12 protein-coding genes are annotated in these 10,736 nt (G+C 63.4%); 5 read left to right on the top strand and 7 right to left on the bottom strand.

The window, feature by feature from the left end; all coding sequences use genetic code 11:
• Positions 1-573: 573 nt before the first annotated feature.
• On the bottom strand, positions 574-1,014 hold the full coding sequence (locus ACTJKT_RS23085; protein WP_440788705.1) for a hypothetical protein: 441 nt from the start codon (positions 1,012-1,014) through the stop codon (positions 574-576).
• Here ACTJKT_RS23085 and trmL point away from each other — a divergent pair.
• The gene (gene trmL / locus ACTJKT_RS23080) at positions 1,013-1,468 is read left to right on the top strand and encodes a tRNA (uridine(34)/cytosine(34)/5-carboxymethylaminomethyluridine(34)-2'-O)-methyltransferase TrmL (RefSeq protein ID WP_007930832.1); all 456 of its coding nucleotides are present in this window, start codon (positions 1,013-1,015) and stop codon (positions 1,466-1,468) included. The genes ACTJKT_RS23085 and trmL overlap by 2 nt on opposite strands.
• Before the next feature lie 205 nt (positions 1,469-1,673).
• On the opposite strand, the gene secB is transcribed toward trmL, so the two are convergent.
• The 3 genes from secB to ACTJKT_RS23065 are packed head-to-tail and all read right to left on the bottom strand — an operon-like array spanning position 1,674 to position 2,882.
• A complete protein-coding gene (gene secB, locus ACTJKT_RS23075; protein WP_124323308.1) occupies positions 1,674-2,156 on the bottom strand; it encodes a protein-export chaperone SecB in 483 nt (160 codons plus the stop codon).
• Between the two features lie 56 nt (positions 2,157-2,212).
• Positions 2,213-2,467 carry a glutaredoxin 3 gene (gene grxC / locus ACTJKT_RS23070; protein ID WP_007930824.1) on the bottom strand — a complete coding sequence of 85 codons (255 nt, stop codon included), beginning with the start codon at positions 2,465-2,467 and terminating at the stop codon, positions 2,213-2,215.
• A gap of 1 nt (position 2,468) precedes the next feature.
• Positions 2,469-2,882, bottom strand: a complete 414-nt coding sequence (locus ACTJKT_RS23065; RefSeq protein ID WP_009046532.1) for a rhodanese-like domain-containing protein — start codon at positions 2,880-2,882, stop codon at positions 2,469-2,471.
• A gap of 151 nt (positions 2,883-3,033) precedes the next feature.
• On the opposite strand from ACTJKT_RS23065, the gene gpmI reads away from it, so the two are divergent.
• The 4 genes from gpmI (at position 3,034) to ACTJKT_RS23045 (ending at position 8,251) form a co-directional block, all read left to right on the top strand.
• Positions 3,034-4,563: a 2,3-bisphosphoglycerate-independent phosphoglycerate mutase gene (gpmI, locus tag ACTJKT_RS23060; RefSeq protein ID WP_440788704.1), complete on the top strand. Its 1,530-nt coding sequence runs from the start codon at positions 3,034-3,036 to the stop codon at positions 4,561-4,563.
• Positions 4,564-4,699: 136 nt separating this feature from the next.
• Entirely contained in the window at positions 4,700-5,986 is a 1,287-nt protein-coding gene (locus tag ACTJKT_RS23055; RefSeq protein WP_440788703.1) for a murein hydrolase activator EnvC family protein, read from the top strand.
• A gap of 31 nt (positions 5,987-6,017) precedes the next feature.
• Positions 6,018-7,328, top strand: coding sequence for a S41 family peptidase (locus ACTJKT_RS23050; protein WP_025808279.1), 1,311 nt, complete (start codon positions 6,018-6,020; stop codon positions 7,326-7,328).
• A 164-nt stretch (positions 7,329-7,492) separates the two neighbouring features.
• The gene (locus ACTJKT_RS23045) at positions 7,493-8,251 is read left to right on the top strand and encodes a divergent polysaccharide deacetylase family protein (RefSeq protein WP_440788702.1); all 759 of its coding nucleotides are present in this window, start codon (positions 7,493-7,495) and stop codon (positions 8,249-8,251) included.
• Positions 8,252-8,397: 146 nt separating this feature from the next.
• Here ACTJKT_RS23045 and ACTJKT_RS23040 read toward each other — a convergent pair whose 3' ends face one another.
• The 3 genes from ACTJKT_RS23040 to hisA all read right to left on the bottom strand — a co-directional run bounded on the left by ACTJKT_RS23040 (position 8,398) and on the right by hisA (position 10,734).
• Positions 8,398-9,153 carry a substrate-binding periplasmic protein gene (locus tag ACTJKT_RS23040; RefSeq protein ID WP_440788701.1) on the bottom strand — a complete coding sequence of 252 codons (756 nt, stop codon included), beginning with the start codon at positions 9,151-9,153 and terminating at the stop codon, positions 8,398-8,400.
• Positions 9,154-9,216: 63 nt separating this feature from the next.
• On the bottom strand, positions 9,217-9,987 hold the full coding sequence (gene hisF, locus ACTJKT_RS23035) for an imidazole glycerol phosphate synthase subunit HisF (protein WP_007921812.1): 771 nt from the start codon (positions 9,985-9,987) through the stop codon (positions 9,217-9,219).
• 9 nt (positions 9,988-9,996) lie between these two features.
• A complete protein-coding gene (gene hisA / locus ACTJKT_RS23030) occupies positions 9,997-10,734 on the bottom strand; it encodes a 1-(5-phosphoribosyl)-5-[(5-phosphoribosylamino)methylideneamino]imidazole-4-carboxamide isomerase (RefSeq protein WP_007921811.1) in 738 nt (245 codons plus the stop codon).
• Positions 10,735-10,736 lie beyond the last annotated feature (2 nt).

Below are 10,736 nucleotides of genomic sequence, written 5' to 3'. Positions count from 1 at the left end.
GGTCGTTTGCGGCAATTGCGCCCGACACGGCTTCTGTAGGAGCGAGGCTTGCCCGCGATGCTTTTTGTGCACCGTAATGGTGAGCCTGCACTGCCGAAATGCGTGGCCGGGCATGAATTTTTTCCGCGCTCGACCTCGATAGTTCTCGCCAAAACAATTTCACAGAACGGCGAAAGCCCCGTAAATCGGGGCTTTCGGCCTTTCTTGAAAACTCGCTTAACCGTTTAAGCCAGAATTGGCACGCTCCCTGCAGAGACAAGATCACGAGTGCAGTCACTCACCCGTTTTGGGGACCTTGGTACAGGCAGGCCGAGAATCCCCTTCTTTACACCCGGAACCCATACCGCTCGCAGCGACGGGTTCCACCCGGTTTGGGGAACCCTGGTACAGGCAGGCCAGGGATTCCCTCTTTAACCCCCGGGCTCATCACGCTCACAGCGACGAGCCCCACCCGTTTCGGGAACCTTGGTACAGGCAGGCCGGGGCTTCCCTCTTTACACCGGGCCCAGCGCAATCAGCGCGGCCCTCACGTTTTTGGGGACCTTGGTACAGGCAGGCCGGGAATCCCCTCTTTTATTCCTCGCGCAGCTGGAGCTCCAGGCGCCAGCGCCCGTCGACCTCGCTGCCCGACCACTCGCCGTGCAGCGCCCGCGCCGCAACCACGTTCAGCAGCAAGCCTTCTTTCGTCGCCCGCACCCGCCAGTTGGCATCCTTGTCGTTGATCTTCAACTGGCCCTTCTGCGCCCGCCCCTCAGCTTCGAACAGCAGCGCCACGGCCCCGTCGACGTGCTCGCCATGGACCTTGGGCTCGTTGTTGAACCACACCACCAGGGCATTGGGCTGGACCTGCACTTCCTGCAGCTCGGTGGGGTCCGGGGTCGTCAGGCGACCGATCATCAGCCCGACCATCACGCCAAAGATCGCCAGCGAGCCGAACACCCGCAGCATTAGCTGCGGCCTGGAGTCCGCTTCAGGCGTAGAATGCGGCCTGTCTTTTTCTTCGGAGCCGTGCATGTTTCACGTCATCCTTTTTCAACCAGAAATTCCGCCGAATACCGGCAACGTAATCAGGCTGTGCGCCAATAGCGGCTGCCACCTGCATTTGATCGAGCCACTGGGTTTCGAAATGGACGACAAGCGCCTGCGCCGGGCCGGCCTCGACTATCACGAGTATGCCACCCTGCAGCGCCATGCCGACCTCGCCAGCTGTCTTGAAAGCCTAGGCCATCCGCGCCTGTTCGCCTTCACCACCAAGGGCTCGCGGCCTTTCCACGACGCCAGCTTCGCCGAGGGCGATGCCTTCCTGTTCGGCCCGGAAAGCCGCGGCCTGCCCGCCGAAGTGCTGGACGCCCTGCCCGCCGAACAACGCCTGCGCCTGCCGATGCGCGAAGGCTGCCGCAGCCTGAACCTGTCCAACACCGTGGCGGTGGCCGTCTACGAAGCCTGGCGCCAGCTGGGGTTCAAATAAGCTCCCCACCTCTGCGCGACGCCTTGTAGCCGCTGCCGCAGGCTGCGATAAGGCCGAAGGCCTTCAGCGATCTTGAGATCCCGCGCGCCCTTCGGTCGCGATCGCAGCCTTCGGCAGTGGCTACAGGGTTTGGCGGTCGAAACCTTAGGCCCGAGCATGAAAAAAGCGCCTTTAACGGCGCTTTTTTCATGCTCGGGCGAAGCTCTTATTGAACGGTGTTTTCACCGGCCGCCTGCAGGCGTTGCAGCTCTTGCGCGTACAGCGCGTCGAAGTTCACCGGAGCCAGCATCAGGGCCGGGAACGAACCGCGGGTCACCAGGCTGTCCAGCGCTTCGCGAGCGTAGGGGAACAGGATGTTCGGGCAGAACGCGCCCAGGGTGTGGCTCATCGAAGCGTCGTCCAGGTTCTTGATCAGGAAGATACCGGCCTGTTGCACTTCGGCGATGAACGCCACTTCTTCACCGTTCTTCACGGTGACCGACAGGGTCAGCACGACTTCGTGGAAACCTTCTTCCAGCGCCTTCTGACGGGTGTTCAGGTCCAGGCCGACGCTCGGCTCCCACTGCTGGCGGAAGATCGCCGGGCTTTTCGGCGCTTCGAAAGACAGGTCACGCACATAGATGCGCTGCAGCGAGAATTGCGGTGCGGATTCGTCTTCGGTCGCAGCGGTGTTCTGTTGGTCAGTCATCTCAGATCCTTCTTGATCTCGGGGTCATGTAGGGTTTGCTGATCTTGGGTGGTCAGTCAGGCCGCGAGCAGCGCGTCGAGCTTGCCGGCGCGCTCCAGGGCGAACAAATCGTCACAACCGCCCACATGGGTGCTGCCGATCCAGATCTGCGGCACGGACGTGCGCCCGGCCTTCTGGGCCATTTCGGCGCGAACCTGCGGCTTGCCGTCGACCTTGATCTCTTCGAAGGCTACGCCTTTGTTCTCGAGCAGGTACTTGGCCCGCGAGCAGTAGGGGCAGTAATCGCTGGAATAGACGACGACAGCAGCCATATCACTTCACCAGCGGCAGGTTGTCGGCTTTCCAGCTGCCAACGCCGCCGGACAGCTTGGCGGCGGTGAAGCCGGACTTCATCAGCTCGCGAGCGTGGGTGCCGGCGTGCTGACCCAGGGCGTCGACCAGAATGATGGTCTTGGCCTTGTGCTTTTCCAGCTCGCCCACGCGGGCGGCCAGTTTGTCTTGAGGGATGTTCAACGCGCCGACGATATGGCCCGCGGCGAAGTCCTTGGACGGACGGATATCGATCACCACGCCCTGCTCGCTGTTGACCAGCGCGGTCAGTTCGCGGGTGCTGAGGCTGCGGCCACCGCGGCTCAGCTCATGAGCGATCAACAGAGCCAGCAAGATGACGAAGGCGCCGACGAGCAGGTAGTGTTCAGTGGCGAATTGAATCAGGTGAGCAACCATCAAGGAGGTTCCAGGGCGTTAAAATGTCGGCCAGTATACACAGCCCTCCGGGTCGGCCAAACCCCGCCCGGCGGTGACGCCGATGGAACTTGGCTTTAAACTGCCACTCCCTTTTTCCAACATTCTCCCAATCCAGCCACGAGTGGAATCTATGACTACCACGCCTAAACCTTTGGTCCTGATGATTCTGGATGGCTTCGGTCACAGCGAGAGCCAGGAATCCAACGCTATTTATGCGGCCAAGAAGCCGGTCCTCGACCGCCTGTACGCCAGCGTGCCGAATGGCCTGATCTCGGGTTCGGGCATGGATGTCGGCCTGCCGGACGGCCAGATGGGCAACTCCGAAGTCGGCCACATGAACCTCGGCGCCGGCCGCGTGGTGTACCAGGACTTCACCCGTGTCACCAAAGCCATCCGCGATGGCGAGTTCTTCGAGAATCCGACCATCTGCGCCGCCGTGGATAAAGCCGTGGCCGCCGGCAAGGCCGTGCACATCCTCGGCCTGCTGTCCGATGGCGGCGTGCACAGCCACCAGGACCATCTGGTGGCCATGGCCGAACTGGCCTTCAAGCGTGGCGCCGAGAAGATCTACCTGCACGCCTTCCTCGACGGCCGCGACACCCCGCCGAAAAGCGCCGCCTCGTCGATCGAACTGCTGGATGAAACCTTCAAGACCCTGGGCAAGGGCCGCATCGCCAGCCTGATCGGCCGTTATTTCGCCATGGACCGCGACAACCGCTGGGACCGCGTGGCCCAGGCCTACAACCTGATCGTCGACGGCAAGGGTGAATTCAACGCCGCCACCGCCCAGGAAGGCCTGCAGGCCGCCTACGAGCGTGGCGAGAGCGACGAATTCGTCAAGGCCACCACCCTCGGCGAGCCGGTGAAAGTCGAAGACGGCGACGCCGTGGTGTTCATGAACTTCCGCGCCGACCGCGCCCGCGAGCTGAGCCGGGTGTTCGTCGAGGACGGGTTCAAGGAATTCGAGCGCGCCCGCCAGCCGAAACTGGCCGGTTTCGTCATGCTGACCCAATACGCGGCAAGCATTCCGGCCCCTTCGGCCTTTGCCCCGGGCAGCCTGGAAAACGTGCTGGGCGATTACCTGGCGAAAAACGGCAAGACCCAGCTGCGCATCGCCGAAACCGAGAAATACGCCCACGTGACCTTCTTCTTCTCCGGTGGCCGCGAAGAGCCGTTCCCGGGCGAAGAACGCATCCTGATCCCGTCGCCGAAAGTCGCCACCTACGACCTGCAGCCGGAAATGAGCGCGCCGGAAGTCACCGACCGGATCGTCGACGCCATCGAAAACCAGCGCTACGACGTGATAGTGGTCAACTACGCCAACGGCGACATGGTCGGCCACAGCGGCGTGTTCGACGCAGCGGTCAAGGCCGTCGAGTGCCTGGACCTGTGCGTCGGCCGGATCGTCGAGGCCCTGGAAAAGGTCGGCGGCGAAGCCCTGATCACCGCCGACCACGGCAACGTCGAGCAGATGTCTGACGCTTCCACCGGTCAGGCCCACACCGCCCACACCAGCGAGCCGGTCCCTTTCATCTATGTGGGCAAGCGCAACCTGAAAGTCCGCGAAGGCGGAGTCCTGGCTGACGTGGCGCCGACCATGCTCAAGTTGCTGGGCCTGCCGCAGCCTGCGGAAATGACTGGCACTTCGATACTGGTCTGATATCAAAAACGCCGAATAATGGGCCGGAAACGGCTTTTTATGACGAACGCCTCAAAGCAGTTGGCTTTGAGGCGTTTTTTTTGCAGCGAGGGGCGGGCATACTAGGCCGTCCCTTTCCCTGGTGTCGCCCGCCTCTATGCTTCGCGCCCTGATTACCCTTGCTCTGATCTGCCTGCTCCAACCGGCCTTCGCCGACGAGCGCGCGCAAACCCAACAACAGTTGGACGCCACGCGTCAGGATATTGCCGAGCTGAAAAAGCTGCTGGGCAAGCTGCAGGAAGAAAAATCCGGCGTGCAGAAAGACCTGCGCGGCACCGAAACCGAGATGGGCAAGCTGGAAAAGCAGGTCGATGCCCTGCAGAAAGAGCTGAAGAAAAGCGAATCCGAGCTGCAGCGTCTCGATGAGGAGAAAAAAAAACTCCAGAGCGCGCGCATTGAACAGCAACGACTGATCGCCATCCAGGCCCGCGCGGCCTACCAGAACGGCCGTCAGGAGTACCTCAAGCTGTTGCTCAACCAGCAGAACCCGGAAAAATTCGCCCGCACCCTGACCTATTACGACTACCTGAGCCAGGCCCGCCTGGAGCAGCTGAAGAATTTCAACGAGACCCTGCGCCAGCTGGCCAATGTCGAAAAGGAAATCTCCCTGCAGCAAGCCCAACTGCTGGTGCAGAAAAGCAGCCTCGACACCCAGCGCGACGAACTCGACAAGGTCCGCAAGGAACGCCAGGTGGCCCTGGCCAAGCTCAACGACGACGTGAAGGCCCGCGGCGACAAGCTCAAGGCCCGCGAACAGGACCAGGCCGACTTGGGCAAGGTACTGAAAACCATCGAGGAAACCCTAGCCCGCCAGGCCCGAGAGGCAGAGCAAGCGCGACAGAAAGCGCTGATCGCCCAGCAGGAAGCCGAAAAAAAGCGTTTGCGTGAGGCCCAGGCCAATGCCGACGACAGCCCGCGCCAGCCGCCCCGAGCGACGCCCGGCCCCTTGGTCTCCAGCGCAGGCGCCTCCTTTGGAGGCCCTTTTGCTTCATCCCGGGGAAAACTTCCATGGCCGGTTGATGGTCGACTGCTGGCGCGCTTCGGCGAAAGCCGCGGCGACGATACCCGGACCAAGTGGGACGGGGTGATGATCAGCGCCTCGGCCGGCAGCCAGGTGCATGCCGTCCACGGCGGCCGCGTAGTGTTCGCCGACTGGTTGCGTGGCGCCGGCCTGCTGGTGATCCTCGACCATGGCAACGGCTACTTGAGCCTCTACGGACACAACCAGACGCTGCTTAAAGAAGCAGGCGATGTGGTCAAGGCCGGCGAGTCCATCTCCACTGTGGGTAGCAGTGGCGGACAGGGCGCGCCTGCGCTGTACTTCGCTATTCGCCAGCAGGGTCGCCCAAGCGACCCGGCACAATGGTGCCGCGCGCAAGGATAAGCGCGCCATCTCATTCAGGAGTTCGTTCGACATGCTGCATTTGTCCCGCCTCACCTCGCTGGCCCTGACGATCGCTCTGGTGATCGGTGCGCCCCTGGCGTTTGCCGCCGAAACCGCTCAATCGACAGCCGCCACGACCACCAAGGCGCCATTGCCGCTCGAAGAGCTGCGCACCTTCGCCGAGGTCATGGACCGGATCAAGGCCGCCTATGTCGAACCCGTCGACGACAAGACCCTGCTGGAAAACGCCATCAAGGGCATGCTCAGCAACCTCGACCCGCACTCGGCCTACCTGGGCCCTGAAGACTTCGCCGAGCTGCAGGAAAGCACCAGCGGCGAATTCGGCGGCCTGGGCATCGAAGTCGGCTCCGAAGACGGCATCATCAAGGTGGTGTCGCCGATCGACGACACCCCGGCGTCCAAGGCCGGCATCCAGGCCGGCGACCTGATCGTCAAGATCAACGGCCAGCCGACCCGCGGCCAGAGCATGACCGAAGCCGTGGACAAGATGCGCGGCAAGATCGGCCAGAAGATCACCCTGACCCTGGTACGCGACGGCGGTGCGCCGTTCGACGTGACCCTGGCCCGCGCCACCATCCAGGTGAAGAGCGTGAAGAGCCAGCTGCTGGAGTCGGGCTACGGCTACATCCGCATCACCCAGTTCCAGGTCAAGACCGGCGAGGAAGTGTCCAAGGCCCTGGCCAAGCTGCGCAAGGACAACGGCAAGAAGCTCAACGGCATCATCCTCGACCTGCGCAACAACCCGGGCGGCGTGCTGCAATCGGCGGTGGAAGTGGTCGACCACTTCATCACCAAGGGCCTGATCGTCTACACCAAGGGCCGCATCGCCAACTCCGAGCTGCGTTTCTCCGCCACCGGCAAGGACGAAAGCGAAGCGGTACCTATGGTGGTGCTGATCAACGGTGGCAGCGCCTCGGCTTCGGAGATCGTCGCCGGCGCCCTGCAGGACCAGAAACGCGCGGTGCTGATGGGCACCACCAGCTTCGGCAAGGGCTCGGTGCAAACCGTACTGCCGCTGAACAACGAGCGCGCGCTGAAGATCACCACCGCGCTGTACTTCACCCCGAACGGCCGCTCGATCCAGGCCCAGGGCATAGTGCCGGACATCGAGGTGCGCCGCGCCAAGATCACCAACGAAGCGCAGGACAACGAGTACTTCAAGGAAGCCGACCTGCAAGGTCACCTGGGCAATGGCAACGGCGGCGCCGACAAGCCGACCGCTTCCGGCAGCAAGCCCAAGCCGATGCCGCAGGACGATGACTACCAGCTGGCCCAGGCCCTCAGCCTGCTCAAGGGCTTGAGCATCACCCGCAGCAAGTGATGGAACCCGTCGCGAGCAAGCCCATCGCCCCTTCCGTAGGAGCGAAGCTTGCTCGCGATAGCGTCCTGATGACCGCCACACCCCGCCAAGGCCCTACCCGAACCCTATGCTTCATCCCCATGACCCACCAACGCCAATCCCACCCACGGTTGTCGTGGAGGCTCATGATCGGGCTTCTGTGCCTCCTTGCCTTCACCTCGACCCAGGCCGCCGAGCCCGCTCCGCGCAAGGCCTACCTGAGCCTGATCATCGACGACCTCGGGCAGAACCTGCCCCGCGATCGCCGCGTACTCGCCCTGCCCGGCCCCGTGACCACGGCGATCATGCCCGACACGCCCCACGCCGCCGAGTTTGCCCGCGAAGCCCATCGCGCCGGCAAGATCGTCATCCTGCACATGCCCATGGACCCGGCCACCGGCCCCTTCGCCTGGCACCCCGAGCTGCCCATCGAAGAGCTGGAAAGACGCCTCGATGCCGCCTTCAAGGCCGTGCCCTACACCAGCGGCATCAACAACCACATGGGCAGCCGCATGACCTCCCAGCCCCAGGCCATGGCCTGGCTGATGGCCGAGCTGCAGCGCCGCCACAAGTTCTTTGTCGACAGCCGCACCAGCGCCAAGACCGTGGCCGCCGCCGAGGCGCAGAAGATCGGCCTGGCCAGTGTGTCCCGCGATGTGTTCCTCGACGACGAACGCACCGAAGCCGCCATCGGCCACCAGTTGCAGACCGCGATCGAGCTGGCGCGCAAGCAGGGTTCGGCGGTGGTGATCGGCCATCCCTACCCGCAGACCCTGGCCGTGCTCGAACGCGAACTGCCCAGGCTCAAGGCCCAGGGTATCGACTGGATCGATATCGAGCTGATGATCAGCGTGCGCAGTAATAGGGCTATGTCCGGGCACGGCAAGGATGGGGTTTATCGCTGAGGATTGGCGGCGGACGTTCGAATGTCTCGCGGGCAAGCCTCGCTCCTACAGACTCAGGTCATTTGCGGCAACTGCGCCCGACACGGCTTCTGTAGGAGCGAGGCTTGCCCGCGATGACGGCCCCAGGCTCAGGCACAGCCGCCTGCCTACAGGTAGCGCCCCATGACCTCTTCCACCACGCCTTCCTCGCGCAGTTGGTCCAGAGCGGCCTGCAGTTGGGCGACGGTCTCGTCCGGCACTTCTTTGTTCAGCGCCAGGTACAGCTGGGCGCTGTGGAAGCGCAGCACAGTCTTGAGCCCGGTCACGCCTTCCTGCCTGGCCAGATAGCGCCCAGCAGGGTCGCCGGTGGCCCATAGGTCGATCTGGCCGCCCACCAGTTTCCTGGCGTTGTCCTGGTCCCTCAGCACCACCAGCGGCTTGAGTCCTTGCTTGGCCAGGGTCTCGGCGATGGCGTCGCCCTTGTAGGCGCCGATCCGGTATTTGCGCGCCTGCTCCAAGGATTGCAGGGCGATCTTGCTGTCGTCCCGGGCCAGCATGATCCAGTCATCCGGGCCGATGGGGCCGACCCATTTGAACAGCGGCTCCCGGTCCGGCAGCCGCGCCATGACAAACACGCCGTACCCCGGCTGCTCCAGGGCGAGCTTGTAGATGCGCTCCCAGGGAAAACGCAGGGTCAGGCTGTAATTGATCCCGGCACGCTTGAACATTTCGCGGACGATATCCACGGCGATGCCGTTGATATTCTCGCCCTGGGCGAAGTTCTTGCCGTTCCTGGCCATGTTGTAGGGAGGGAAGTTTTCCGTCAGCAGCACCAGGGAGGTGCCAGGCGTTTGCGCTGCGTGAGCGCTTGCGGCGAAGAGAACCGAAGCGCTGGCAAGAACAAGAAGAAGACGTTTGAACATGACGGGCTACCGGAATCCATGGCGTGCTCAAGAGTGCCGCGAGCCCGCCATGCTGTCCAGTGGCTATCTGACGACGATACCGCGGTGCGCCATGTAGGCCTTGGCCTCAGGCACGGTGTACTCGCCGAAGTGGAAGATGCTCGCCGCCAGCACTGCGCTGGCGTGGCCTTCGAGGATGCCGTCGGCCAAGTGCTGCAGGTTGCCGACGCCACCCGAGGCGATCACCGGAATGCCCAGGGCATCGCTGATGGCGCGGGTCACACCCAGGTCGAAGCCGTTCTTCATGCCGTCCTGGTCCATGCTGGTCAGCAGGATTTCGCCGGCGCCCAGGCCTTCCATCTTCTTCGCCCACTCCACCGCGTCCAGCCCAGTAGGCTTGCGCCCGCCGTGGGTGAAGATCTCCCAGCGCGGGGTTTCGCCCGGCCCGGAAACCTTCTTCGCATCGATGGCGACGACGATGCACTGCGAGCCGAAATGCTGCGCCGCTTCGCCGACGAACTCGGGGTTGAACACCGCCGCGGTGTTGATCGAAACCTTGTCCGCACCGGCGTTGAGCAGGTTGCGGATGTCCTGCACGGTACGCACGCCACCGCCTACGGTCAGCGGGATGAACACCTGGCTGGCCATGCGCTCGACGGTATGCAGCGTGGTGTCGCGGCCATCGACGCTGGCGGTGATGTCGAGAAAGGTAATCTCGTCCGCGCCCTGCTCGTCGTAGCGACGGGCGATTTCCACCGGGTCGCCGGCGTCACGGATGTTCTCGAACTTGACGCCCTTGACCACCCGGCCGTTGTCCACGTCCAGGCAAGGGATGATGCGTTTAGCCAGCGCCATGGTGAGTCCTCAGCCTTGGTACGAGTCGCAGAAGGCTTGCGCCTCGGCGACGTCGAGGGTGCCTTCGTAGATCGCGCGGCCGGTGATGGCGCCGATGATCCCCGGAGCCTTGGCATCCAGCAGGGCCTTAATGTCGCCCAGGTTGTGGATACCGCCGGAAGCGATCACCGGGATCTTGGTAGCAGCGGCCAGGGCAGCGGTGAAGGGTACGTTGCAGCCCTGCATCATGCCGTCTTTGGCGATGTCGGTATAAACGATGGCGGACACGCCATCGGCTTCGAAACGCTTGGCCAGGTCGATGACCTGCACGCTGCTGACCTCGGCCCAGCCGTCGGTGGCGACGAAGCCGTCCTTGGCGTCCAGGCCGACGATCACCTTGCCCGGGAAGGCGCGGCAGGCTTCGGCGACGAATTCCGGCTCTTTCACCGCCTTGGTGCCGATGATCACGTAGCTCACGCCGGCCTTGACGTAGTGTTCGATGGTTTCCAGCGAGCGGATGCCGCCACCGATCTGGATCGGCAGGTTCGGGTAGCGCTTGGCGATGGCGGTGACCACTTCACCGTTGACCGGCTGGCCTTCGAAAGCGCCGTTCAGGTCGACCAGATGCAGACGGCGGCAGCCGCCCTCCACCCACTTGGCAGCCATGCTCACCGGGTCATCGGAGAACACCGTGGAATCTTCCATGCGGCCCTGGCGCAGACGTACACAGGCACCGTCTTTGAGATCGATAGCGGGGATAATCAGCATCT

Source organism: Pseudomonas sp. 22526 (genome assembly GCF_052044735.1).
Taxonomy (GTDB): Bacteria; Pseudomonadota; Gammaproteobacteria; order Pseudomonadales; family Pseudomonadaceae; genus Aquipseudomonas; species Aquipseudomonas piscium.
Note: the sequence above shows the minus strand (reverse complement) of the source record. Positions and strands in the feature narration are given on the sequence as shown.